At 61.4% G+C, this 25105-nt stretch carries 19 protein-coding genes; 12 read left to right on the top strand and 7 right to left on the bottom strand.

Going from position 1 to position 25105, the window contains the following annotated elements:
- The first annotated feature begins 47 nt into the window (after positions 1-47).
- The 3 genes from ONB52_21615 to ONB52_21605 all read left to right on the top strand — a co-directional run bounded on the left by ONB52_21615 (position 48) and on the right by ONB52_21605 (position 5176).
- Positions 48-1346 carry a glucose-1-phosphate adenylyltransferase gene (locus tag ONB52_21615; GenBank protein MDZ7418731.1) on the top strand — a complete coding sequence of 433 codons (1299 nt, stop codon included), beginning with the start codon at positions 48-50 and terminating at the stop codon, positions 1344-1346.
- A complete protein-coding gene (locus tag ONB52_21610) occupies positions 1343-2602 on the top strand; it encodes a sugar phosphate nucleotidyltransferase (GenBank protein ID MDZ7418730.1) in 1260 nt (419 codons plus the stop codon). Before ONB52_21615 ends, ONB52_21610 begins: the two co-directional genes overlap by 4 nt.
- A 135-nt stretch (positions 2603-2737) precedes the next feature.
- Positions 2738-5176, top strand: coding sequence for a sugar phosphate nucleotidyltransferase (locus tag ONB52_21605; GenBank protein ID MDZ7418729.1), 2439 nt, complete (start codon positions 2738-2740; stop codon positions 5174-5176).
- A gap of 29 nt (positions 5177-5205) precedes the next feature.
- On the opposite strand, the gene greA is transcribed toward ONB52_21605, so the two are convergent.
- Positions 5206-5688, bottom strand: a complete 483-nt coding sequence (gene greA / locus ONB52_21600; protein ID MDZ7418728.1) for a transcription elongation factor GreA — start codon at positions 5686-5688, stop codon at positions 5206-5208.
- Positions 5689-5950: 262 nt separating this feature from the next.
- On the opposite strand from greA, the gene mutY reads away from it, so the two are divergent.
- The 3 genes from mutY to ONB52_21585 are packed head-to-tail and all read left to right on the top strand — an operon-like array spanning position 5951 to position 8332.
- Positions 5951-7081 carry an A/G-specific adenine glycosylase gene (gene mutY / locus ONB52_21595; protein ID MDZ7418727.1) on the top strand — a complete coding sequence of 377 codons (1131 nt, stop codon included), beginning with the start codon at positions 5951-5953 and terminating at the stop codon, positions 7079-7081.
- The gene (locus ONB52_21590) at positions 7078-7425 is read left to right on the top strand and encodes an ATP-dependent Clp protease adaptor ClpS (protein ID MDZ7418726.1); all 348 of its coding nucleotides are present in this window, start codon (positions 7078-7080) and stop codon (positions 7423-7425) included. Before mutY ends, ONB52_21590 begins: the two co-directional genes overlap by 4 nt.
- 25 nt (positions 7426-7450) lie before the next feature.
- The gene (locus ONB52_21585; GenBank protein MDZ7418725.1) at positions 7451-8332 is read left to right on the top strand and encodes a class I SAM-dependent methyltransferase; all 882 of its coding nucleotides are present in this window, start codon (positions 7451-7453) and stop codon (positions 8330-8332) included.
- Here the strand turns inward: ONB52_21585 and ONB52_21580 are convergent.
- From ONB52_21580 to ONB52_21555, 6 genes are all read right to left on the bottom strand, one after another.
- The gene (locus tag ONB52_21580; protein MDZ7418724.1) at positions 8321-9622 is read right to left on the bottom strand and encodes a DNA methyltransferase; all 1302 of its coding nucleotides are present in this window, start codon (positions 9620-9622) and stop codon (positions 8321-8323) included. The two genes, ONB52_21585 and ONB52_21580, sit on opposite strands and share 12 nt — an antisense overlap.
- Before the next feature lie 252 nt (positions 9623-9874).
- On the bottom strand, positions 9875-12031 hold the full coding sequence (locus ONB52_21575; protein ID MDZ7418723.1) for a serine/threonine-protein kinase: 2157 nt from the start codon (positions 12029-12031) through the stop codon (positions 9875-9877).
- Between the two features lie 340 nt (positions 12032-12371).
- Positions 12372-13319, bottom strand: a complete 948-nt coding sequence (locus ONB52_21570) for a FecR domain-containing protein (GenBank protein ID MDZ7418722.1) — start codon at positions 13317-13319, stop codon at positions 12372-12374.
- A gap of 154 nt (positions 13320-13473) precedes the next feature.
- Entirely contained in the window at positions 13474-14118 is a 645-nt protein-coding gene (locus ONB52_21565; GenBank protein ID MDZ7418721.1) for an FHA domain-containing protein, read from the bottom strand.
- A gap of 256 nt (positions 14119-14374) precedes the next feature.
- Positions 14375-16102, bottom strand: coding sequence for an NAD+ synthase (locus ONB52_21560; protein ID MDZ7418720.1), 1728 nt, complete (start codon positions 16100-16102; stop codon positions 14375-14377).
- Between the two features lie 164 nt (positions 16103-16266).
- Positions 16267-16557, bottom strand: a complete 291-nt coding sequence (locus ONB52_21555; protein MDZ7418719.1) for an HU family DNA-binding protein — start codon at positions 16555-16557, stop codon at positions 16267-16269.
- A 415-nt stretch (positions 16558-16972) separates the two neighbouring features.
- Between ONB52_21555 and ONB52_21550 the strand changes: the two genes are divergently transcribed.
- From ONB52_21550 to ONB52_21525, 6 genes are all read left to right on the top strand, one after another.
- Positions 16973-17368, top strand: a complete 396-nt coding sequence (locus ONB52_21550; GenBank protein MDZ7418718.1) for a hypothetical protein — start codon at positions 16973-16975, stop codon at positions 17366-17368.
- A gap of 232 nt (positions 17369-17600) precedes the next feature.
- A complete protein-coding gene (locus ONB52_21545) occupies positions 17601-18401 on the top strand; it encodes a histidinol phosphate phosphatase (GenBank protein MDZ7418717.1) in 801 nt (266 codons plus the stop codon).
- A gap of 462 nt (positions 18402-18863) precedes the next feature.
- On the top strand, positions 18864-19469 hold the full coding sequence (locus ONB52_21540; GenBank protein ID MDZ7418716.1) for a hypothetical protein: 606 nt from the start codon (positions 18864-18866) through the stop codon (positions 19467-19469).
- Positions 19470-19787: 318 nt separating this feature from the next.
- Positions 19788-20735: an NHL repeat-containing protein gene (locus ONB52_21535; GenBank protein MDZ7418715.1), complete on the top strand. Its 948-nt coding sequence runs from the start codon at positions 19788-19790 to the stop codon at positions 20733-20735.
- A gap of 316 nt (positions 20736-21051) precedes the next feature.
- Positions 21052-24555: a hypothetical protein gene (locus tag ONB52_21530; protein MDZ7418714.1), complete on the top strand. Its 3504-nt coding sequence runs from the start codon at positions 21052-21054 to the stop codon at positions 24553-24555.
- Between the two features lie 42 nt (positions 24556-24597).
- On the top strand, positions 24598-24942 hold the full coding sequence (locus ONB52_21525; GenBank protein ID MDZ7418713.1) for a DUF4160 domain-containing protein: 345 nt from the start codon (positions 24598-24600) through the stop codon (positions 24940-24942).
- Positions 24943-25105 lie beyond the last annotated feature (163 nt).

Below are 25105 nucleotides of genomic sequence, written 5' to 3'. Positions count from 1 at the left end.
AAGGCACTGCACCCGGGTTTGACCAGGCCTCCTCTTGGGTGTGGGATATGCGAAAAAAAATATTGGCGATGATTCTGGCCGGCGGCCGCGGCGATGAACTCTCGGTGTTGACGCAAATGCGTCCCAAGGCCGCGGTGCCCTTCGGCGGGCTGTATCGCGTGATCGATTTTCCCATGAGCAACCTCATGCATTCGGGCATTGAAAACGTCGGCATTCTCTCGCAATACCGCTCGCATTCCCTGATCAATCATATCGGCAACGGCGCCTCCTGGGAAATGGTGGGCCGGGAGCGCAGCGTCACCATCCTGCCGCCGTTCAAGCAACACCTGTCCTCGGAGTGGTATCGTGGCAGCGCGGACGCGGTCTACCAGAATCTCGGCTTTATTCGCGTGCACCATCCCGATCTCGTGCTGGTGCTCTCCGGCGATCACGTCTATTCGATGAATTACAACCCGCTCATCGATTTCCATCTCGAACATCATGCGGATTTGACCATCGCCTTCACGCAGACGGAGCGTGCGCAAGCCTCGCGCTTCGGCCTGGGCCGGCTGGACCTGGCAGCGGGCCGGCGCGGCGGCCGACTGCTGGAATATCTCGAGAAGCCGGAGACGCCTCCCGACTGGCCGGAGGAACGCTACTGGGCCTCGCTCACGATTTATCTCTTTTCCACCAAAGTGCTGGCGGAAGTGCTGGAACAGCACCTTTCCGGGGACCCCAGGGGGTTCGAGTTCGGCCGTCACATCATCCCGGAGATGGTGAAAAGCCACCGCGTCTATGGCTATTGCAATGAGGGCTATTGGGGCTACACCCGCACCATTGATGAATACTGGCAGACCAGCATGGACATGCTCGGCGAGCATCCCCGGATCGATCCCGAGAAATGGCAGGTGCGCACCAATCTCGCACACGATGCGGTGCGCGATCGGCCGCCGGCCCATCTCGGCAGCACGGCCCAAATCGAGAATTCCCTGATCTACAGCGGCTGCCGCATCCACGGCACGGTGAAGAACAGCATTCTCTTTCCCGGAGTGGAGATCGGCGAAAACGTGCTGGTGGAGGATTCGATCCTGATGTTCGACACCAGGGTTGCCGCCGGCTGCCGGTTGCACAAGGTGATTGCGGACAGCGAGGCTTGCCTGGCGGCGGAATGTGAAATCGGCCATGGCGACCCGACGCTTGCCAATGAGGAGTATCCCCGGCTTTTGCGCAGCGGCATCACTCTGATCGGGCGCGGCGCCCATGTTCCGGAGCGCTGCAGGATCGGCTCGAACTGCATCGTGCATCCCGGTCTGACGCCAGCCAGGTTTCGGCAGCGCAGGTATGAATCAGGAGTGTCGATCTCATGAAAAGGACTCTGGCCATGCTGCTCGCCGGCGGGGTGGGCAGCCGGCTCAACATCCTGGCACATGCGCGCGCCAAGCCTGCCGTGCCCTTTGGTGGCCTGTATCGCATCATCGACTTCACCCTGAGCAACGCCCGCAATTCCGGCATCGTCAATGTCGGCGTGCTGACGCAGTACAAACCGCTCTCGCTGATGGAGCACATTGGCGGCGGTGAGCCGTGGGATTTCGTCGGCCGCATGCGCGGCGCCAAAATTCTGCCGCCGCGCACCGGCGAAAAGGATTCCGACTGGTACAAGGGCACCGCCGATGCCATCCGGCAGAATCTCGACTACATTCGCAACTTCGATGCCGCGCAGGTGCTCATTCTCTCCGGCGACCACATCTACCACATGGACTACAGCCGGATGGTCGACTTTCACAGAGATCGCGGCGCGGAGCTCACCATCGCCATGATGCGCGTGCCGTGGGAGGCAACCCGCCATTTCGGCATCGCCACCGTGGATGACCACGATCGCATCCTCACCTGGGAGGAAAAGCCGAAACAGGCGCGCAGCAATCTCGCCTCCATGGGCGTTTATGTCTTCAACACCGATTTTCTCTATCACTGCCTGCGCACCATTCCGGAGCATGACTTCGGCAAGCACATCATCACTGAAGTCATCCAGACGCACACCGTTTGCGCCTACCCCTTCAGCGGTTACTGGCGCGACGTCGGCACCCTGCTCGCTTATTGGGATGCCAACATGGATCTGCTGCGGCCCGGCTCCGGCCTCGATCTGCCGCGCTGGAAGGTCTATACCAATCTCGAAGAAGAGGGCCGTGCCGGCGACCGGCCGCCCACCCGCCTCCTGCGCGGCGCGAAAGTCAGCAACAGCATCATCTCGCAGGGCTGTGTCATCGAAGGCGAAGTGCGCAACAGCGTGCTCTCGCCCGGCGTGCGCGTGGGCCGCGGGGCGGTGGTGAGCGATTCGGTGGTCATGCATGACAGCGTCATCGAGCCGGAGGCGGCGCTTTCCTTCGTGATTGCCGACAAGCTCACCCATTTCCGCCGGGGTTGCCGTGTCGGTTTTGGCGATCGCACCCGGCCCAACCGCCGCTTCCCCGACCATCTCCGCGAAGGCCTGACGGTGGTGGGCAAGCTGGCGAGGGTGCCCGCCAACGTGACGATTGGCTGCAACTGCATCATTCATCCGCAAAGCTCGGAGAGCAGCTACCATACTGATTGCGTAAAGGACGGCGAGACAATCGGATTCAATTAAACCAGGCTGTTGGAATTGATCAGGACCCCGAACCGTTTTCACGCTCGGAACCGAGTATGATTCCCCTGCACACCATGGTTTTGCCGGATTGCCTCTTTGCCACTGAATTTCTCACACGAACGACAACAGACTGCCGTGAAAGCGATTCTACTTGCCGGAGGCCTGGGGACACGCTTGCACCCCCTCACCCTCACCCGCCCAAAGCCGCTGTTGCCCATTGGTGATCTTCCCATTGTTGCCCGCATTATTCTGGCCCTGCGCCGGCAGAACATTCGGGACTTTCTCTTTCTGCTGCATTACCGGCCGGAGGCCTTCCCCGCCCGGCTCGGCACCGGCGAAGCCTACGACGCCACCTTCGAGTATGTCATCCTCGAAAGGGATCTCAGCACCGCCGGCAGTGTGCGTTTCATCCGCGAGCAGGTGCGGGAAACCTGCCTGATTCACGCCGCCGATATTCTCGCCGAAGCGCCGCTGGCAGCCATGCTGGAGTTTCATCGCAGCAAACGCAGCCTGGCAACCATCGCCCTGTATCCGCAATCCACCCCGTTGTCCTTTGGCATCGTGCGGCGCCAGCCCGACGGCCGCATCCTGCAATTTCTCGAAAAACCCACCTGGCCGGAAGTGTTCAGCGACTGGGTGAACGCCGGCGTTTACCTCATCGAGCCGGAATTGCTCGACCACATCCCGGAATCCAGCGAGCCGGTCCACTTCGAAAAACACGTCTTTCCACCACTTGCCGCCAAAGCCGCGCCGCTCTACGGCTTCCCCATTTACGGCTACTGGCGTGATGTCGGCACGCCGGAGGACCTGCGCCTGGCCAATTTGGAATTTCTCGATGGCAGACTGCCGGCCGCGTTCCTGACGCGCGCGGAAGCCGGCAGCCACCGCCATCAACGCGGCATACTCACCCGGGACGGGCGGAGTCACATCGCCGGCACCGCCCTGCTGTCACAATCTGTCATCCATCGCGGCTGCCAGATTGCACCGCATGCCCGCATCACCCGCAGCGTGCTGCTCGAGCATGTGAGCGTGGGTGAAGAAGCGACCATTGATTCCGCGATCGTGATGGACCATGCGCACATCGGCCCGGCCGCCCGGCTCCTGCCGAACAGCCTGATCGGCGAGAGCGCGCAGATTGAGGCACATGCTGTCATTCAAGCCAATGGCATCGTGCCGCCGCGGCAGCGCGTGGCCGCCGGGCAAATCGTGCCCACGCAGCGTGTGCTGCCCATCGGCTATTTGCGACGCTTCATCGACGGCGGGGAGGTGGTGGCAGCCCATTTCAGCGCGGAATTCCTGAACTGGCTGGGCAGGGCTTTCGCTGCACAACAGCGCCGCCGGGGCCGTGTTGCCGTGCCAGCAGGGCCGGCGCATGCCGGGGGCGGGCGCGCCAGGATTCTGCTGGCGGCGTCACCGGAAATGGGGTCGGCAGCGGAAATCACGCCGCTGCTGGAAGGGCTCACTGCAGCCGGGTGCGAAGTGGCTTTGTTGCAACCAGCCAGCGTCCCGCTGGCGCGGCACGCACTGCTCTCCCGCCAGTGTGCCGGCGGCGTTTATCTCGGCAAGATTGGAGAGGCAAATCTGCAGCGACTGATTCTGCTGGACCAGCAAGGCCACAATTTTTCGGCAGCCGCCACCTGCGCCCTCGAGTTCGAAGAAATCTCCCTTTCGCAGGGCGCTGGCCGGCACGAAGACCTGAATGCGGCACAGGTGCGCTGCACCTATCTCAACGCGCTGGCCGGCTTTCTCGCCCTATCATCCGCAGAAATACCCGCCGCACACGTTCATGTCGGCGATGCCGGACTGGCGCAGCTCGCCGCACACTTCGCAGAAGTATTTGCCTGGCCGCTGGCCGTCGTGGTGGATGAGCCGGCAGCAGGGCCCGACACCGTGTGCAACCGGCAGGAGGAGTGGTGTTTCTCGCTGAACGGAAACGGTGAGCGGCTGCGGTTGCGTGAGGCACACACCGGCCGGCCGGTGAGCGATATGCTGTTCAGCCTGATGCTGCAACAGCAGGATGGTTCTGCCGTCCAGATTTTCAACTGGCTGATGGCTGCGCTGGCCGGCACCATGCCCGCCCGCCGGGGGGTGTTGACGCTTGCGGGTGTGCAGCCGCGCTTTGCGGAGTTTGCCCGCATGAAGGGCCTGGCATCCTGGTTTGGTTTTGATGGCCGTGGCGGCATCATTGATTCCGCCTGGCAAGCCCAGCCGGATGCCCTGCTGACGCTCGCCCGGGTGCTGCCGCGTCTCGCTTCCCTGGCGCCGGCCGATTGGCAGGCGGGTGCCCTGGGCCGGCAATTCTTTTCCTGCCCGGCCGGGCTCAAAGCCGGCCTGATGCGCCGGCTGCTCGAACATTTCGCAGAACAAGTGACGGGCATCAGTGACGGCGTGCGATTGGGCGGGGGATGGGATTGGGTCATTGTGCGGCCGTGTGCCGGCATGGCGGCACTGGAGCTGTTCTATTGGGAGAACGCCGGGCACCGCGCCGATTCCCTCATCGCGCGGGTGTGGCACAGGCTGCAGGAGTGGCGGCAGGAGAGGGAAGACAAACTCGACCCGGAACGGTGGGAATAGAAATGCGCTGGTGGCCGGCACGGCCGCGCTTACATATCTTCGTAGAATGTGATTGCCACGATTTCGACCTTCTTGATGCGGCGGGGCAGTTTGATCTCGACGAGGTCACCCACCTTGTGCTTCATCAAAGCCTGGGCAATCGGTGATTGATAACTGATGATGTTTTTTTCCAAATCGGTCTCCCCGTCACCGAGGATGATGTACTTTTCCGTTTCTTTGGTGGCGGTGTCGACAATCGTGACCATCTTGCCCAGCGTGACAATGCCCTCCGGCAGGTCGCCCTTGCGGATGATGCGCGCATTCTGAAAGCGTTCCTGCAGCATGCCGAGCTTGGCCATGTAGTTGGCCTGTTTGTTCTTGGCGGACTCGTATTCGGCATTTTCGCGCAGATCGCCGTGCTCGCGCGCAGTTGCAATTTCCCTGGCGATGTCGTTCTTCAGATATTTTTCGATGCGCTCGATTTCCTTGCGCAGTTTTTCGTAGCCGGCTTCGGTGAAATAGTACTGCTTCATGACTGAGAGCTCCTTGAACAGGGTGAGACGGCGCCGTCTGATGGTTGAGATTGCCCGCGCAGGATAAAGCAAAGCCATTCCACAAGAAAGCGCTGGAATGGCTGAAGGGTGATCACGTGATTTTGAAAGCGCGCCAATATACAAAATTCACCCGCCGGTATCAACTGCTTTTCTTTCTCTGGAAATTTTTCCGGCGGGCCGGCTGCCAAATTTCAAGTTGCGAATCTCACCGTCCGGCCTTACATTCGCCCGCGGAAAAACGATGCCACGCACGATTCCCGATTTACATGTCCACCTGGATCGCATCCCGCCTGCTCGACGCCGGGCGTTGCAACACAAGCTGCTCCACTGGTACGCGGCGGCACAGCGTGATCTGCCCTGGCGCCGGCAACGCGACCCCTACGCCATCTGGGTCGCGGAAGTGATGCTCCAGCAAACGCAAACCGCCAAGGTCGTGGCCTACTACGACCCGTTTTTGCAGCGCTTCCCCACGCTGACAGCGCTGGCACGGGCCCCGCTTGACGATGTGCTCAAGGCGTGGGAGGGCATGGGTTATTATGCGCGCGCCCGTCATCTGCACCGGGCGGCACAATATGTTCATGAAGCCTGGCAGGGTGAACTGCCGCGCGACTATGACGGGCTGCTGCAGATTCCGGGCATCGGACCTTACACGGCGGCGGCGATTGCCAGCATCGCCTTCAACCGCGATCAGGCCGTGGTGGATGGCAATGTCGAGCGCGTACTCAGCCGGCTGTTTCAGGTGACACTGCCCCCGCGCGAACCACCGGGCAAAAAACTTTTTCGTGCCCTGGCACAAGCGCTGCTCAAAGCCGGCCGGGCGCGTGACTGGAACCAGGCCATGATGGAGTTGGGGGCGTTGGTGTGCACCCCGCGCCGCCCGGCCTGCGGGCAATGTCCCGCAAAGAACTACTGTTGTGCCTACAATCATCTGCATGACCCGGCGCAATTGCCGGCGCGCCGCCGCAAGCCGCCGCTGCCGCATCATCACCTGGCTGTGGCGCTGGTGTGGAAGCGTGGCCGGGTGCTCATCAATCAGCGCCCTGCCCGCGGCCTGCTCGGCGGATTATGGGAGTTCCCCAATACCGCGCTGCAGCAGGGTGAGCGGCATGCCACCGCGCTCCGGCGTGCGCTGCGCCGGCAGTTGGTCATCGAGGTCAAAGTCGGCAAAAGCCTGATGACGATCGAGCATGGCTACACCCATTTTCGGGCAACCCTGCACGTCTACCATTGCGCTTACCTGCGCGGTCAGCCGCAGGCGCTGGCCTGCCAGCGCTGGAAATGGGTGGCGCCTGGTGACCTGCACCAATATGCCTTCTCCACCGCGAACCGGCGCATTATTGCCGCGCTGGCAAACGAAAATGGAGTCGTATGAGCAGTCGCGCTGTCTTGTCTCCCCGGCTGGAGTCCCGATGGCGCCTCTGGCTGGGGCTTCCCACTCCCGTTGCCGATGAAGAAACCGTTGTCGAAGATGACACCGGCTCCCGCATCGGCGAACCCTGGAAGGTGATTCTCTACAACGACGACGTTCACACCTTCGACGAAGTCATTCTGCAGTTGCAAAAGGCGCTGGCATGCAGCCAGCAGCACGCTGAAAAAATCGCCTATGAGGCGCACACCCGCGGCAAGGCCATCGCCTATGACGGCGAATTCGCCGAGTGTTTTCGCATCGCCGGCGTGTTGCGCGAAATTCAACTGCTGGTCGAAATCGAAGGCTGAAGCCGTTCACCGGCTGCCGCGGCACATGAGCCCGGCCGGCTGCGCCTCGTCCACCCCCGCCCCCGCCATGGAAGACCGGCACTATCTCCTGTTCAACGAGGTGCAAGACTCGCACTGGTGGTTTCAGGCGCGCAATCGCATCATGCGCACGCTGCTCGCCGAGCACCTTTGCGACCGGCAGACCCGGTCACGTCCCGCCGGGCTGGCTCTGTTGGACGTGGGCTGCGGCACCGGTGCCATGCTGCCAATGCTGCGCGAATTCGGTGCCGTGACCGGCGTCGAGATTTCGTCGCAGGCCGTCACCCTCTGCCGGCAACGCGGCCACCATCGGGTTTTCCTCGACAGTGATCCCGCCTGGCAGCAGACCCGCTATGATGTGCTCACCTTCTTCGATGTCCTGGAACATGTCGATGATGATGCCGCCACCCTGGCGCATTACTTGCGCTGGCTCCAGCCGCATGGCCTGGTGGTGATCACCGTGCCCGCGTTCATGTGGCTCTGGAGCGAGCACGACGAGATCAACCAGCACCGCCGGCGCTACAACAAAACCCACCTGCGGCGGCTGCTGCAAGTCACCCGCCTGCAGCCGTTCCGCCTTTCCTATTACAACAGCCTGCTCTTTCTCCCCATCGCCGGCTTGCGGCTGCTGCAAAAAGCCCTGCCCGCACGGCGGCAGCCGCCGCGCTCCGATTTTGAAAAACTGTGTTCCGCCAACCGCTGTCTCGAAGCCATCTTTGCGGCTGAACGGTTCTGGCTGCGGCGACATTCCGCGCCGCTGGGCTTGTCGTTGTTGTGTCTGGCGAAACGAGGGGAGCCGGCGGAAGCAGGGAACACCCACCCGGATGGGATAAACAGCCGCATCAGATCGCATGCCGGAGGCTGCGGAGGCGCCCGGTCAGGTTTGTGACCCCGCCACCTGCAACATGCGCTGTTTGACGCGAAATTCCTGCGTGGTGTCCACCTCTGCCAGCCCTCTCTTGAGCAGGTGCATGTTGATGAAGGTTTTGTTCTTCAAATAAAGATAGGCCCAGCGCCGGTTGTTTTCGTCATATTCCGGCTGATCGAATTTCAAGAACACCTTCTGGCCGGCGACCAGCTTCTGCATGAATTCGATTGCGGCGCGTTCTCTTTCGGGAAGCGGCTTGATCCCCAGCAGGCGGATTTTGAGGCCGCCGCTGAGCTCGAGCAAATGCGGCGCTTCGACGCGCGCCACCGAGTAATATGTGATCTCTTCCTGCTCGCGGCCGCTGATTTTTGAGCCGAAATGCCGCCGGCGCGGATCGACTTTCCGGTCGAACCTCACCCGGTCGCGGAAAATGTAGGGCAGCTTTGCAATCTCGGCATGGAAGTCGATGCGGCGAGGCGGCTGTTCGATGATCTGCACGTCGGGCGCGATTGCGGCGCCGAACAGGCTGTCTTCCACGAGGCCGAGCCGGTTTTTGATGACCGGCAGAAAGGCGCGGTTGATTTCGTATCCAATCGCGTTGCGGCCCAAAGCCTGCGCCGCCACCACGGTGGTGCCGCTGCCCAGGAAGGGATCGAGCACGGTCTCGCCGGGGAAGGAGAACATGCGAATCAGGCGCCGCGGCAGCTCCACCGGAAACGCTGCGAGATGCTGATTCTGCTTCTCGCCGGGAAAATTCCAGTGGCCGTGAAAATACTCGTTCCATTCCTCCGTGGTCATCGCCGCGCCTTCCTTTTGCGCCGGTGCCGGCTTGGGTGCTGTGCCGGGTTTCTTGAACAGCAGAATGAACTCGTAATCGAGCTTGACGATGCCGTTGCGCGGATGGGGAAACGACCCCATGATGGTCGCACCGCCGCTGGTGTTGGTGGTGGTCACCTTTTGCCAGATGATCGCGCCCATGTAGTCGAAACCGATGGTCTCGCAAAATTTGATGATCTCGGTGCGGATGGGAATGATCTTGTAGCGGCCGTAATAGGCCGCACGCGCGAACTGATCGCCGATGTTGATGCACAGCCGGCAGCCGGGATGCAGAACACGGTGGCATTCCTGCCAGACAAGGTTGAGATGGTTGATATACTCCTCGTAACTGTCGTTGAAGCCGATTTGACCGGCATGGCCGTAATCCTTGAGCTGCCAGTACGGCGGGGAGGTGATGATGAGATGGACGGAGGTATTCGCCAGCTCGGTCATGGCACGGGCATCACCGAGGATGATTTTGTGTTGCGGGGTCATTCTTCACACTCTTGAAGTTCAATGCAACGGCCTGCTGTCCCGCCGCCCGCCGGCGCGGATGAATCCGTGTGCGCAACAAACGGGGGGCGGCCATGTTTCTCCCGTCCACGCTGTGCCGTTTTGCCTCGACACCGGGTTGGCCGCGCCCATCTCGCGGCGCGGGCTGCGAACCTGCCGGCAAAACGGTGCAGGCCGGGGCCTGCTCTGCAAAATCTTCACGCCCGCCCTGCTTCTGCCGCCATCCTGCTGCAATCACAACAAGCGCTGCAATGCCGCGGCAAAAGCGCCGGCAGTGGCGTAACGCCGTTCCCGATCAGGATGGAGTGCCTGCAGCAGGATTTCATCGAACGCCGCCGGCAGTCTGGGGTTGAGGGTCGTGGGCCGGGTCAGCCGGCCTGCAAGAATCTGGGTGGAAATCGCCGCGACGTTATCCCCGGCAAACGGCCGTTGCCGGGTGGCCATCTCATAAACCACTGCCGCCAGTGAAAAGACATCGGCGCGACCGTCGATCTTCTCTCCGCGCAATTGCTCCGGCGACATGTAACAGGGCGTGCCCAACACCGCACCCTCCTGGGTCAGCGTCGACTGGGCGAGATGGGCGATGCCAAAATCCAAAATCTTCACCGTGTCGCCGGCCAGGATCATCAAATTCGAAGGTTTGATGTCGCGATGCACCACGCCGCGACTGTGGGCATAATCCAGGGCGCTGGCGACCTGCGTCGTCAGACGGTGCAGGCGCGGCAGCGGCAGCGGTGCCTGCTGTTCAAGCATTTCGTCGAGCGGCTCGCCTTCGAGAAATTCCATGACAATGAAGAAATGGCCGGCCGCTTCATCCGCCTGGTGAATGGTGACGATGTTGGGATGATTCAAACTGCCGGCGGCGCGCGCCTCGCGCAAAAAACGCTCACGCATTCGCTGCCGGCCGGCGGGGGAGAGACCGGGCATCGGATGCAGAATCTTGATCGCGACTTTGCGGCCGATGGTGGGATCGATCGCCGCATAAATTTTCCCCATCGCGCCCGCCCCGGCCTCGGCGATAATTTCGAATCGGCCGAGGCGGCGCAACCCGCCGCGGTCGGTAATCACCTCGGTCACCGCGGTCGAGGGTGATGGGACCACCGGAGATGCGGCCGGGCCTTTCTTCTTTTCTGCCAGCAGCAGCGTACTGCCGCCTGTCAGAACCGGCGCCAGCGCCAAGCCAAGGCTGTGCAACCACAGTCTGCCGCCTGCAAAAGCGGCAAAGCCAAGCACCCACAGCAGCAACGCCAACCCCGCCAGCAGGACAGCGCCCGGGGTCTGCGGCCAACGCCGGCAACCCCAGAAGGCCAGCATGCCGGCGGCAAACATCAGCAGGATTTCCACTGCCACCAAATAATCCGGTCGCTGCAGCATCTCCTGCCGCAAAATGTTGGCGGTGGAGGTGGCGAGTTTTTCCACACCCGGCAGCCGGCTGGCAAAGGGCGAAGCCAGAAAATCCTGTGTGCCGGCAGCCGTGACCCCCACCAAAACGATTTTGCCCGCGAGTGCCGGCGCCCGGCCCTGCAAAAACTCCACCGCAGAAATTTGACGAAATCTACCCGCCGGGCCATAATAGTTGATGAGCGTGCAGCCGGCGCGATCAGTGGGAATGAACCGCTCGCCGAGTTGAATCCCTTGTCCGGCTTGCAAACGAATTTGGCCGCGCGTGAGTTGTTCCGCCTGCGCTGCAATCTGCAACGGCAGGGCGGGCAGATAGTACCCGCCATATCGCACGATCTGTGCCTCCCAGCGCACCACCTCGCCGCCACCGGCTTCCGTGCTGATGAGATTGATGTGGCCGCCCGGCAGGCTGGCAGAGAGCAAATCCAGCGAGGCATGATTGAGACCGGCGGCATGCAACCACGGCAGCCGGGCCACCTCCTGCGGCGGCGCATCGAACAGGATGAGGGCGCTGGCGGCGACGGGGGCGGGTGGTGGCTCACTGTCGGGCACCGGCTGCCGGCTGATCCGGGAGAAGTAATAGGGCAGAATCACGCCGGCACCGCCTTGCATGCGGCTGTCGCGCATCACCCGCGCCAGTTCCGCAGTGCCGGCGGCCTCCTCCGGCCGCGCCGGCAGAATGACATCCAAAACCACCAGCCGCGGTTGCGCCGCGAGTATGTTTTGCAGCAATCTGGCAAGTGTATGCCGCGGCCACGGCCAGGCACCCACGCGCATGAGACTGGCATCATCGATGGTCACCAGCACCACACTCGAATCGGCAGGCAGGGGGCCGCGCAACCGAAAGCAGAGATCGAGATTCTGGCGCTCGAACCATTCCAGTGTGTTTGACAACGGCAACAGGCGCAGGTGTAGCAGTGCGGCGAGCAACAACAGCACACTGGGGACAATGAGTGAAAGAGAGGGGCGAAGCGATGGTTTGGTCATCATAAACCGGAGAAGCAGGCATCACCATTCCCCTCGGAACGGTGACAAGGCATGGCCAAAAGATTCTGCCGCTGCATTGCAACGTTTGGCAATCGCGTTCCGCCCGCAGATGTGATCTCCCGTGACAGCTCACCACACAGGATCTGCCACGGCTGGGCCGCGGCATGAAGCTTCACCAGTGGGGGCAAATGCAGGCCACGGCCACAGCTTGGCTGAGCTGTCATGAATTCACCGGCGCACGGCGGAATGCATGGTGTTTTTGCAGAAGGCACCTCCCGGCGTGTTCTGCCTCTTCGGGGATGACAAACTTGGCGTGGCCGGAAACATGCCTTTTCCGAAGAAATCACGGCTCGGTATCGAGCTCGCGGTCACGCTGTTGATTCCAGTGCACCCAATCCAGCTCCGCGCCCTGGTCGCGAAACGCGCGTGGATCCGAAGGTCTGCCGTTTTTGGCAATGTGAATTTCCTGGTAAGCACGCACGAGTTTGATCCAGGTGTCGAGTGATACTTGTGCGGGCCCCGGTACCTGCTGCGGCGGGCCGATGCGTTGCGGCGGGCCGCGGCGGCCGGCGGCCGGACTGTTGCGCACTTCGACGGCGCCGTCATATACCCGCACGGTGGTGGCGCTGTCCGGCGCGACCACCGTGCGATATGTGGTGCCCTGCACCCCGGCAATCGCCGTGGGAAACTCGACCTCGATTTGCGGCTTCTGCTGCAACAATTTGGTGATGCGGGTCCACAGCGAGCCGACAGCAAATGCAAACCTGGCTTGATAGGTGCCGGCATGCTGCAACGCCGCAATGCGCAAATGGGAATTGGCATCCAGGCGCAGGACGCTGCGGTTGTCCAGCACCAGTTCCGCGCGGCCGTTTTTGCCGGTCTTGATTTCATCGCCGCTGCGCAACACCAGATTGGGCCGCGCCGCGACAAACGCCGGGCTGTACTGCGGCCGGCGACAGCTCACTTCACCCTCCAGATAGGTCAGCACCGCGCCGGCCGCCGCACTCTGCAGCACCTCGGGGAGAGCTTGATTCCCCGGCCGCGGCGGAAAGGTCAGCGTGTCACCGGCCTGCAGCTCATTCAGGTTCTTCGCAGGATTGGCGGCTGCCAGCACCGCCTGGAGGGAATCATTGAAAAAGCCGTAGTAGCGCAGCGCCAGAAAGCTGAGCGTGTCGCCGCGCCGGGCAATGACTTGTTTGGCGGACTGCTGCAGCGGAGCATGCCTTCCCGGAGAGCCGGGCCACAGCAGGGCCAGACAGGCGAACACCGGCAAAGTTGCTCTTTGATTCATCCCATGGCACCATCGAGGTTGGAGGGACCGCATCGTTGCTGCTCCCAAAGATCAGGCATTCATGATGGCGCCCGCCGGCGCCCGCGCGCTGGATTTTTTCACCGCCTAATATAGCACCGTGCCGCCCCGGGCAAAAGCGTTTTTTTGCAGGGATCTACGTCCGGCGCAGCACAAAATGACGGTCGCCGATTGCGATGACGTCGTTGTAGCGCACTTCCGCATTCATGGTGAGCAAACCATTGACCCGCACGCAGGGTGCACCGGTTTCGCTGCACAGGAAGAAACAATCGCCGCGGCGAAACAGGGAGGCACGCAGCGGCTCTTTGCCCTGCACCTGAATATCGACCCGGCCATAATTGCCGAGCACAATGCGATCCTGCGTGATCGTGAAAACCAGTTGCCCGGCTTCACTCACCAGTGCGCCGCCGGTGGTGGCCTGGGGCTTGCGCTCCCTTTTGCGGGTTGCCGGCGCAAACAAGGCCTGCAGATGATCGGTGGTGCTGCCGGATTCCGCGGCAAAACGCAGCAGGTAGGCGCCGATCCTGATCTCGTCGCCGTCCTGCAGCCGCGCCGGCCGCGTCAGCTTCCGGCCATTGCACATGATGCCGTTGGTGCTGTGGTTGTCTTCAAGCAGATAGTCGCCGGAGGGTTCGCGCTGCAGGCGTGCATGACAGCGCGAAACCGAAAGATCGCCCAGGCGGATGGTATTGCCCTCGGCGCGGCCGATGGTTACTTCGGCCCCCCGCAGCCGGACTTTGAAGAGCAGCACGTCATCTTTGGTGACGAATAATGAGGCCATGGCAGGACGAGATTGCGGTTGTCTCAGCTCTCCGGGCGGCGGGCCGCTGCGCCTCGTCACATGCCGCGCCGGGCGGCGGGGTGCAATCAGCGCAGCGGTCGCAGCGGTTTTGCCGGCGCCGGCCGGTTTTGCGCAAGCTGTTCCATACCTGCCCGAAATCAGGAAATTTCGAAGGCAGACTGCAACGGGCTGGCCGGGACCGCCTGGCTGAAGCACCCGCCCAGCCGGGGTTGGAACCTTCCCGGAACGACGCCGCTCACAGCGGCTCCCAGGGTTTGAAGCCATTGGTGATCGGCATGCGACGGTCCTTGCCGAAATTCTTGGTGCTGATCTTGATGCCGGGTGCAGCCTGCTGGCGCTTGTATTCCGCGCGATCAATAAGCCGGACCACCTGCTGCACCACACCGGCAGGCAGTCCCCGGCTGATCATTTCCGGCACACTGCGATCCTCTTCGACGTATTCTTCGATGATGCGATCGAGCAGATCATAGGGCGGCAGCGTGTCCTGGTCGGTTTGGTTGGGACGCAGCTCCGCTGTGGGCGGGCGTTCAATGGTGCGCGGCGGGATCACAGGCTGGGGAAAGCCGTGCTGGTTGATCCAGCGGGCCAAAGCATAGATCTTGCTCTTCGGCACGTCTTTGAGGACGGCAAAGCCGCCGGCCATGTCGCCATAAAGCGTGCTGTAGCCGACCGCGGTCTCGCTCTTGTTGCTGGTGATGAGCACCAGCCAGTTGAATTTGTTGGAGAGCGCCATCAACAAGTTGCCGCGGATGCGTGCCTGAATGTTTTCTTCGGTGACGTCGCGCGGCCAGCCGTGAAAGACCGGCGCCAGGGTTTCGTCATAGGCTGCCATCAAGTCGCGGATGGGAAGGGCGAGGGTCACAATGCCGAGGTTGCGCGCCAGGGCGAGCGCATCTTCATTGCTGGCCGCGGCAGTGAACGAGCTGGGCAGCAGGACGCCCACGACATTTTCCGGGCCCAGCGCGGCCACGGCAATCACGGCGGTCACCGCCGAATCGATGCCGCCACTCAAGCCGAGCACGACTTTTTGAAAGCCGTTTTTGCGCACATAATCGCGCGTGCCCAACACCAGGGCGGCGAAAATTTCATCGGCTTCTTCGCGCACGCGCGCGACGACGGGTGGCGGCGGAGCGCCAGCGGCGGGCAGAAACGGCAGGGGAATCACCGCCTCGGCCAGCTCATAACGTCCTGCCAAGCCCAGCGCCGGCCGCGGCAGACCGGTGTCTATGGCCGCTTCGGTGATGATCAAACGATCTTCGAATTGCTCGCTGCGCAGCAACAGGCGGCCCTCGGGATCAAACAGAAAAGCCTGGCCGTCAAACACCAATTCGTCCTGGCCGCCGACCATGTTGACATAGGCGAAGTAGGCGCGTGCACGCCGCGCCAGGGCAGCCACCAGGTGCTCGCGCTCGAGCCCCTTGCGAAAGTGATAGGGCGAGGCCGAAATATTGACGAGCAGGTGGGCGCCGCCCGCCGAGGCCTCAAACTCCGCGATCGGTGCCGGAGTCCAAATGTCTTCGCAGATGTTGATGCCGATGCGCAGCGCGCCCCACTGCACGACGAGCGGCCGGCTGCCGGCTTCGAAATAGCGGCGCTCATCGAAGACCCCATAGTTGGGCAGGCAAATTTTGTGATAGGTGGCGAGCCGGTGGCCGTCGACGCACACGGCCGCGGCATTGTAGATGCGGTGCGCCAGGCGCTCGGCAAAGCCGACGATGGCCACCAAGCCCTGGCTGGCGCGGGTGATCTGTTCGATGGCCGCCAGGTTGGCGCTCACGAAGTCATCGCGCAGGATCAGGTCTTCGGGGGGATAGCCGGTGACGGCCAGTTCGGGAAAGAGGATGAGCTGCACGCCCTGGCGGCGCGCCGCGTCAAGATATTTCAGGATGAGCTCGAGGTTGCGGCGCAAATCGCCGACGGTCGGATTGATTTGGGCGAGGCCGATGCGAAGGTGCTGAATCATGGCTGTACCTGTCTGAATGCAAAAACCCATCGCGGCGAGCCGGGATGGGTTTTGAAATCAGACGCGTTGATGAAGGCACGAGCAAAGCCGGAAAGGGCGGCGCACAAAGGGCATTGCCCTGCCAGCTGAAGCGTGATCGCCGGGCACGAGGTTCGGCGGCCCGCTCAGTTTTTGAGCGCCGCGTCTTTGGCGGCTTTGGCAATGCGAAATTTGAGCACGGTTTTGGCGGGAATCTTGATCGCTTCGCCCGTCTGCGGGTTGCGTCCCATGCGTGCCTTGCGCTTGACCACCACCAGTTTGCCGATGTCGGGGATGGTGAAGCCGCGCTTGGCCTCCTTGGCCGCCAGGCGGGCCAGCTCCTGAAACCACTCCATGGATTGCGCACGCGTCATATCGAACTTTTCGGCAAAATGCTTGATCAATTGTCCTTTGGTCATGGGACCTGCGCTTGCCATATTGCTCTTCTCTCCTCGATTAGGTTGTGAATAACAAATGATACCGCGGGTGCATCAACGCGCCGTGCACAGGCGGCGGGCTTGTCGCGTGTCAATGAACGCGGCTAAGATATATAGAAAATCCAGTGAAGGCAAGTGTTTTCTCGTGGGAGGGCCACCAAAACCGCAAAAAATGCGGTTTTTTTGCAGATTTTGTCCGCGTGCCGGTGACACCAGCTGCAACATGGCGCCCCCGGCCCGCACCCATACTGCGTCCAATCGCACCGGCAGCCGTCACTTTTGATGCCACTATTTTCGCGCCTCGCAAAATTCGTCTTGCATATCGCAAATTGAACGATTATTTTTTTTGGTGCGTTAAGCGAGCCTAAATCACGCGTGCGATACGCAATTCCCAAACTCTTTTGTGGAGGAAGCGATGGACAATTGGCCTTACGCCCCCTCAGATGACGACGACGAGGAGAGCTACGATCCCGCGGATTCCGAGGTGACCCCGACAGAGTCTGACGAGGACGAACCCTTTGGCGGCTCGTTGTCGGATTCCTCCTGGTCGGAGGGAGAGGAGGAAGAAGAGGAGGACACGAGCGCCGGGATGCCAGAAGCCGGCATGGAACCGCTGCCCGCGCCGATGCCAGCCAAAGCCGCCCCCAAACCGGCCGTGAAGAAGAAAGCAGCAGCCAGAAAAAAAGCCGCCAAGAAAACGGCCAAAAAGACGGTCAAAAAAGCTGCAAAAAAGGCGGCCAGGAAAAAAGCTGTCAAAGCTGCCAGGAAAAAAACAGCCAAGAAGGCGGCCAAGAAAAAAGTCGGACGTTGAAGAGGCCTCCTGCCGCTTCCACTGCGGTGAAACTCGCTTTGCCGGCAGCCGTGTGCTGCCCTCGTTGCCTTTGCACTTACCCTCCGCTCACTTTCCTTGCCCGCAGCGCAAGGGTCGGAGGGTAATTCGTTTGGGGCGGGCACCGCATGCCCGCTGCCCCGTGCAGAAAGTGCCATCAAACCAGTCCCAAACTCCGGCCGCCCACGGGCCTGCCCGCTTTGCTTGCCCTGTCATGAATGCCCAAAACCTGCAAACCCGCCTGGATGCCGCGCTCGAAGCCTGCTGGCGCGCCGGCAAGATCACGCTGGAATATTACCAAGCCCACCCCCTCACCGAAATCAAGGCCGACGGCTCTCCCGTCACCATTGCCGACAAGCGTGCCGAGCAGGAAATTCGCCGCTGGCTGACAAAATATTTCCCGCACGATGCCATTGTCGGAGAGGAGGAGGGCGCGGGGCCCAAGTCCGAGACCGGCACCTGGTACATCGATCCCATTGACGGCACCCGCAGCTTCGTTTGTGGCGTGCCCTTCTATGGCGTGCTGCTGGCCTATGAAATGCATCAGGATGTCCTGCTCGGCGTGATCAACTTCCCCGCCCTGGAAGAAATGGTCTGGGCCGCACGCGGCTATGGCTGCTTTTGGAACGGCCGGCGCGCGCACGTCTCCGGGGTCACGGAATTGCGTGAAGCCACCCTGCTCGCCACCGATTTCTTCGCCATGGACAAACTCGGCCATGCCGCAGCACGAGAACATTTGTGTGCCCTCACCAAACTGCAGCGCACCTGGGGCGATGCCTATGGCCATTTTTTGGTGGCCACCGGCCGTGCCGAAATCATGCTCGACGCGCGCATGTCGGTATGGGACTGCGGCCCGCTTTTGCCGATCATCGAAGAGGCCGGCGGCCGCTTCACCGACTGGCAGGGACAAGCCACCATTCACGGCAAAAATGCCTTTTCAACCAACGGCCATCTACACCAGGCGGTGCAGCGCATTCTGACCGGCCAGGCCGGACAGAGCACGGCCGCGGGCTGAATACGCCAGCCCGGCTGCAATCGCAAGCAAAAGGAGCATGGCAAACCACCGATAATCCTCCAAAAGAACGTGATGCGGCGATGTGCCGGATGCAAACCCGGGAGCCAACCCTGTTCCGCCACGGTTTGACCGTGGCTTTATCTTGCAATCCTGCGGAAGCGCTCTGCAGCAATGCCACGCCAAGCCGTGGCCGATCAAATTGGGGGCTGAACTGTTACAGCGGGAAAAGAGCGGGCGCAGGATCTCATGCTCCACCCCATTCTTGTGGGCGATCCTGTTGACGGCGGCCGTGTTTTACATTCGCAACCGTCCGGCCTTTTGAGCACGTCGGTCTTTTCGCTGCGCCTTGTGGCAATATCAAACATGCCGTGGCGCGGGGATCCTCCGGTGACTGTTTTGGGGTGATGCTGCCCGTCGCCACCACGATCGCGCGCGCCGGCATCATGCCAGGAGAAACACCTTGTGTTGACCGCAAAACGCATTTTTCTTGCTCTGACGCTCTGCGCCAGCACCGCTGCCGCCCAATTTGGCGAACGCACCGCTGACCGGCTGATACTCGCCGGAAGTGCCGGGATATTTCGCATCCATCACAACAACTTTACTCGCATCTATGGTCGCCGCAGTGGGCCGGCGCCGGGTGGCGCTGCGGTTGTCAAAATCCGAACGCCCTGGCATCTCGCGGTGAAATATCGCCATTTTGCACTCGACCATGCAGCGACCGTCGAGGGCGCAAAAGTGCAGTTGCAGTGGCGGGAGCGGTGGATCAATGCCGGAGTGCGCTTTCTTAATCGCGCTCCGGGCAAAATGGGCAATTTTTTCGGCTTCGGCCTGGCCTTTTTCCGCATCGAAGAAACCGGCCCGCTCAGCCTGTTTCCCGAAGCGGGGGGCGAACGCAACACTAGCGGTTTCTTCATCGATCTCGGCCTCGATTACCGTTTTGCCGGACGCGCCGCCTTCTTCGTGGAATTCGAAATCACCTCCGCGACGCCGGATGGCGGCAGCGGATTCGAAGGCGCAAGCGTGGGAGGCTATCTGCTCAGCGCCGGCCTGAATCTCTCTGTCTGGTAGCGGAGTTTATTCCGGTGCCCGTTTCCCACGGAAAGGTTGCAGCGCAGGCTGGCTGCCCGATGCGGCCAACTTTTTCGAAGCGATAACCAAAAGCCAAAACACGCAAGGACGCGAAGCCGCAGGGTCTTGCGCAAAGAGTAGCCGTTCCGCCACGGTTCGACCGCGGCTTGACCTTACGATCCTGTGTAAACTCTCTGCAAGCAGACGACAAGTTGTCTGCGCTGCATTTTCTGTGACGGGTTTGACAATCTGTAGTCGCATACTCTGATGCCCGTTAACCGGTCAACCTTTTTCAGGGTGAACTCACAGCGAGTGCCTGTGCGATTTGGAATTTTCCTGTTTCTGTTCGTGACTGTGTTTGCGAACACTGCCGCCCAGCCCGTGCAGGCAAACTTTCTCGGCAGCCTGCTCGGCGATACCCTGAACACCCGCCCGCTTGCCCAGCCTGCAGCAATTGCCCTCGATCCCGAGGGCAATCTTTATGTGGCCGATACCGGCAATCAGCGCGTGGTCAAGTGTGATCCGGAAGGCCGGTGGCTGCGGGAAGTGGGCGGATTCGGCTTCGATGCGGGGCAGTTCGACCGCCCGGTCGATGTGTGGGCCGGCAATGGCCTGGATGTGATTGTGGCCGACTACAACAATCACCGCCTGCAGCGTTTTGACCGGGACTTGAATTTCATCGCCGCTTATTCCAGCGAAGCAGGGCAGGAGCAAAGCCTGCAATTCGGCTATCCAGCCGCGGTGGCTCTTTCACCGCAGGGAGAGTTGTTGGTGGCGGATCATGAATTCAACCGGCTGCTGCGTTTCGATGCCTTCGGCAGACCCAGGGCCAGCTTCGGTGATTTCAACTGGGGCGAGGGCGGCCTCGTCCGGCCCGCGAAAATCATGATCTCCAGCCGTGGTGAAATATTCGTGAGCGATTCGGTGCGCCACGCGATCATGATCTACGATGCCTATGGCAACTTCCTTGACCTGCTGGGCGCAGGGTTGCTCGACCGCCCCTGTGGGGTGGCGGAGTGGCAGGGTCTGGTTTTGGTCGCCGATCGGGGACACCAGCGCATTGCCGGCTTCCGCCGCAGCGGCGAGCTGGTTATCGAATTCGGCCGGGCCGATTCGACCACGCCGGGCCTGCGCGCGCCGGTTGCGCTTGCTGTGCGGCCAACGCTGCCATCCGCCGGCACGCAGGCGGCTGTGGCGCGCGCCTATGTGCTGGATGCCGGCCGCCTTGCCGTGCTCGTCTATGCATTGACCCGGAAATCAAATTGACCTTGCAGCGGCTGCAACCAAGGGCAACCACGAGGCCGCCAAGGCACCAGGCCTGTTTTCCTTTGGGGTCCTCGCGCCTTCGCGGTTCAAGAAAGTCTTCGTGGTCGTGGTGGTTTTTCAAAATTCCATATTTCAACGCACGCATCAGGGAGGACGGCTTCAGGCAATTGCGACCAGCAAATTCGTTCCGGTTTCGCCAGACCCCGGACGGTAAAATGATCTTTCATCGCGTTTGAATTCTGACTTCATGCCTGCCTCTTGCCGTTCACATGCAGTGCGTTTGCCGGCGATCCGCCCAGGCCGGTGCCTGTGGCGGTTGAGCTTCTTTCTTAGTCTCACCTTCTCCGGCGGACTTTTCGCGCAAGCCACGCCCCCCGATTCACTGCCCGAGTCGTTGGCACTGCGGCAGTTCAAATTTGCCGCGGTGGCCGACACCGTCACCCTCGCTTTGCCGGACAGCTTCATCATCACCCAATCCGACACGCTGTTTTGCGGTGCCGATCGCTTGCCGCGCGGGCCATATTATCGCATTGATTACGGCCGCGCCCGCCTCACCTGGCTCGGCGGCGGCACCGCGTGCGACAGCCTGGTATTGCGCTATCACATTTTGCCGGTGCAGTTGCCGGTGCGGCTCTCACTCTATCAAATTCAGCCGGCGCGCCCCGACAGCCTGCAGACCGGGCGCGGTGAAATTGAAAGTCTGGTGCGCACCACGCCACTCACCACCGGCTTGACACGCACTCCCGGCAGCAATCTGGTCAAACGCGGCAGCCTGACGCGCGGGCTGAGCCTGGGCACCAATCAGGCGCTCACGGTGGACTCCGGCCTGCGCATGCAAATCGCCGGGCAAATCGCCGAGGGCGTGGAAGTCGTGGCCTCGCTCACCGATCAAAACACACCGATTCAACCCGAGGGCAACACCCAAACGCTGCAGGAGATCGACAAAGTCTACGTGCAGTTGCGCAGCCCGAATTTCAATGCCACCCTGGGTGATTTTGAAATTGCCTACGACGGCAGCACCTTTGCCCGTTACAGCCGCAAACTGCAGGGCGCTCGCTTCAGCCTTGGCAAAACCCGCCCGCCCTCGCAGACAGGCATGCCGCCACATTTCGAGCTGACGCTCTCCGCCGCGGTCTCCAAAGGGCAGTTTGCCACGAATGAATTCAACGGTACCGAGGGCAATCAGGGGCCGTATCAGCTCAAGGGGGAGCGCGGTCAGATCGACATCATCGTGCTGGGCGGCAGCGAGCGCGTCTGGCTCGACGGCGAATTGCTGACGCGCGGCGAAAACAACGATTACGTCATCGAATATGCCAGCGGCCAAATCACCTTCACCCGCCGCCGCCTGATCACCGCCGATTCGCGCATCACCGTCGATTTTCAATACTCCGACGAGCGCTTTCGCCGCAACCTCTACAGCGGCCAGGGCCTGCTCTCCGCGCTGCAAGACAAAGTGAAATGGCAAACCACCGTGCTGTACGAGGGCGACGACAAGAACAATCCCCTGGGCTTCACACTCGGCCGGGAAGAAGCCGCGGCGCTGGCGCAGGCCGGTGACCACCTGGCGGTGCGCGAGAGCGCCGTGCAGGTGACACCGCCGGCGCGCGGGGATTACATCCGCCTCGACTCGACCATCGTCATCTACAAGTACGTCGGCCGCGATTCCGGCAATTATCGCGTCACCTTCTCCGACGTCGGCGAGGGCCGCGGCGACTACCGGTTCCACAGCTTCGGCCACTATGAATTCGTCGGCAAAAATCAGGGCCGCTATTTGCCCGTCATCCTGCTCACGCCGGCACGCAGCCACGCTCTGATCGACAATCGTCTCTCCCTCGAACCCTGGCAGGGGGTGTCGTTGATCAACGAACTGGCACTCAGCCGCCGCGATCAAAATCTCTACTCCGGCAGGGATGACGAGGACAACAACGGCCGGGCCTGGTTCACGGCCCTGCAGGTCGGACAGCGGCCGCTCCGGGTGGGCAAAAGCAATTGGGGGCAAGTCGCGCTGCAGCTCAATTATCGCAACAAAAACGCGCGCTATCGCGACCTCGATCGCAGCGAGGTGGTGGAATTCAATCGCAAATGGAATCTCACCGCCAGCCACGCCGTCACCGCCGAAGACTTGCTGGAAGGGACCATGACCTGGCTGCCCGCCGCGGGTTGGCGCTGGCAGGGCAACCTGGGCCGGCTCACGCGCGGCCGTTCACAAGCGTCCGCACGCTGGGAACTCGACACCGAGCTGCGGCGCCCGGGCTGGCCCGAACTGCGCTACAAGATCGAAAACATCACGCGCGAGGAGAAAAGCGCAGGTACGCTCACCGCGGCAGTTGCGTACCTGCCAGCCAGCTCCGGCTGGCTGCGGCAGCGCGGCACCCTCACCTGGAAGCTCGGTCGCTGGACGCCGCTGACCGGCTATGAAGCGGAGAATCGCGAGGACATTTTCGCCGATTCCACCGGCGGTTTTCGGTTTCGCAGTGTCACCGCCGGACTGGGCGTCGCCATCAGCCGCCATCTTTCATTGCAGACCTCCCGGAACGAACGCCGGGACGAGACCCGCACCCGCCCGGGCCTGCAGCCGGCTTCGACTTCGCGCACGCAAAACTATGCTCTGGATGTGAAGCAATGGCACGCACTCGCACTCAATTTCAATTTCACGCACCGCGAACGCGTCTTTGCCGGCGACACGATCCCGGCCACCCGCAGCGATCTCGCGGATTTGCGCGTCACCTTTGCGCCTTTTCGCCGCGCGCTCAACACCGACTGGCAATACCAAATCACCAACACGCAAGCCTCGCAACAGCAGCGCGTTTTCTTCAAAGTCGAGCAAGGCCGGGGCAACTATCGCTACGATCCCGGGCAGAACGAGTACATTCCGGATCCGCTGTTCGGCGATCATGTGTTGCGGCTGGTGAACACCGGGCGGTTCGTGCCGGTTGCAGAGGTGCGGCTGCGCAGCAACATTCGTCTGACCTTCAAGGAATTGTTCCCGCCGCGGCAGCCCGCCTCCGGCCCGTCGCGGCGCTCATGGTGGACCCGCCTGCTCCTGCCGCTTTCGCTGAATACGTTTTTGCGGCTGGAGGAAAAAACGCAGGATCCGCAGGTCTGGCAGATTTATCGCTTGAATCTTTCGCGCTTTCAGAATGAGAAGCTGACCCTTTACGGCACGCAGAGTGTCCAGCAGGAAATCCATCTCTGGGAAAACCGCCGCGAACAATCGCTGCGCTACCGTCTCACCGCATTGCGCGAGCGCAACAACCAGTTGCTGGACGAGGGCGCGCGCCGCACACAAGTGCAGCATGAGTGGCGCCTGACCTGGGCGCTGTCACCGCGCCTCACCAGCCTGAGTGAATTCAAGCTCAACCGGGAAGATCGCATTTTCGACACCGCACGCCGCCTCGACCGCCTGGTGCGCAGCCGGCAGGTGGAGGTGGAGCTGTCTTACCGTCCGCAGCCACAGCTCGAGCTGGCGAATCGCAGCGGGGTGGCGCTTGACCGTGACTTGTATGCCGATGCCACGCGGCAGCCGCTGCGCGCGCAGGCGCTTTTCCTGCGGCCGCGGCTGGCCTATGCGCTGCGCGGCCGGGGCCGCCTGCAGGGTGAGGTGGAGTGGGTGCGCGTCAGCGCCGAACCCGCCGGGCAAGTGTTGCCTTATGAGCTGGCGAAAGGCAATCGTGAAGGCACCACCTGGCGCTGGAATCTTTCCGCCGAATATCGTGTGAGCAACAATGTCAATTTCTCGGCAACCTATTTCGGCCGCTGCGAACCGGACCTGCCGCAGACACTGCATCTCGGCAAGGTGGAGATGCGCGCGTTTTTTTGAGGTGGAGTATGATCGCTTGCCAAGATTGTTGATTTTTGTTGGGTGATCCATTACTTTGCCGGTGTTCATACACCCATCTTTGATCTTGAAATAAACCAGGAAATACGATGCCGGTTTTGTCCATGTTCCACGGTATCATCGTTCGCATGTACTTTTTTCGATGACAAGCAGCACCACGACCCTCACATTCATGTAGAATACGGAGATTCAAGAGCTGTGATAGATATCCTGGATGGCGATATTCTGGCAGGAAAGCTGAATCATCCGAATTTTGCGTGCATTTTGCGACAACAAGATGAAAAGAATCGCAAAATCAGTTCCGTGCCTTCTCCGCTGAGATCCACTTGCCCCAACGTGATAGCGAACGGCCCACTCACCCAGGGGTGAAATGTTTATGGTAATTGTCAACCCCTCCAACTGCAAACTCCCTTGGGAGTGACATGTAACGGCGTTTGCATTCAATTCAAGATGAGATCAATGAGAATGCACGATACACCTGTCACCCCGCTGGGGTTTCATTTCGGCGAACGGCACTTGGCTATAAACATCT

This window comes from candidate division KSB1 bacterium, from assembly GCA_034506255.1.
In the GTDB taxonomy this organism is placed as follows: domain Bacteria; phylum Zhuqueibacterota; class Zhuqueibacteria; order Zhuqueibacterales; family Zhuqueibacteraceae; genus Coneutiohabitans; species Coneutiohabitans thermophilus.
Note: the sequence above shows the minus strand (reverse complement) of the source record. Positions and strands in the feature narration are given on the sequence as shown.

Excerpts from the sequence above, each read along its gene's own strand:
- ONB52_21575 (MDZ7418723.1), bottom strand. The coding sequence starts at position 12,031 with ATGATGACCAAACCATCGCTTCGCCCCTCTCTTTCACTCATTGTCCCC.
- mutY (MDZ7418727.1), top strand. The coding sequence starts at position 5,951 with ATGCCACGCACGATTCCCGATTTACATGTCCACCTGGATCGCATCCCG.
- greA (MDZ7418728.1), bottom strand. The coding sequence starts at position 5,688 with ATGAAGCAGTACTATTTCACCGAAGCCGGCTACGAAAAACTGCGCAAG.
- ONB52_21555 (MDZ7418719.1), bottom strand. The coding sequence starts at position 16,557 with ATGGCAAGCGCAGGTCCCATGACCAAAGGACAATTGATCAAGCATTTT.
- ONB52_21590 (MDZ7418726.1), top strand. The coding sequence starts at position 7,078 with ATGAGCAGTCGCGCTGTCTTGTCTCCCCGGCTGGAGTCCCGATGGCGC.
- ONB52_21615 (MDZ7418731.1), top strand. The coding sequence starts at position 48 with ATGCGAAAAAAAATATTGGCGATGATTCTGGCCGGCGGCCGCGGCGAT.
- ONB52_21560 (MDZ7418720.1), bottom strand. The coding sequence starts at position 16,102 with ATGATTCAGCACCTTCGCATCGGCCTCGCCCAAATCAATCCGACCGTC.
- ONB52_21550 (MDZ7418718.1), top strand. The coding sequence starts at position 16,973 with ATGGACAATTGGCCTTACGCCCCCTCAGATGACGACGACGAGGAGAGC.
- ONB52_21565 (MDZ7418721.1), bottom strand. The coding sequence starts at position 14,118 with ATGGCCTCATTATTCGTCACCAAAGATGACGTGCTGCTCTTCAAAGTC.
- ONB52_21570 (MDZ7418722.1), bottom strand. The coding sequence starts at position 13,319 with ATGAATCAAAGAGCAACTTTGCCGGTGTTCGCCTGTCTGGCCCTGCTG.
- ONB52_21585 (MDZ7418725.1), top strand. The coding sequence starts at position 7,451 with ATGAGCCCGGCCGGCTGCGCCTCGTCCACCCCCGCCCCCGCCATGGAA.
- ONB52_21545 (MDZ7418717.1), top strand. The coding sequence starts at position 17,601 with ATGAATGCCCAAAACCTGCAAACCCGCCTGGATGCCGCGCTCGAAGCC.
- ONB52_21580 (MDZ7418724.1), bottom strand. The coding sequence starts at position 9,622 with ATGACCCCGCAACACAAAATCATCCTCGGTGATGCCCGTGCCATGACC.
- ONB52_21610 (MDZ7418730.1), top strand. The coding sequence starts at position 1,343 with ATGAAAAGGACTCTGGCCATGCTGCTCGCCGGCGGGGTGGGCAGCCGG.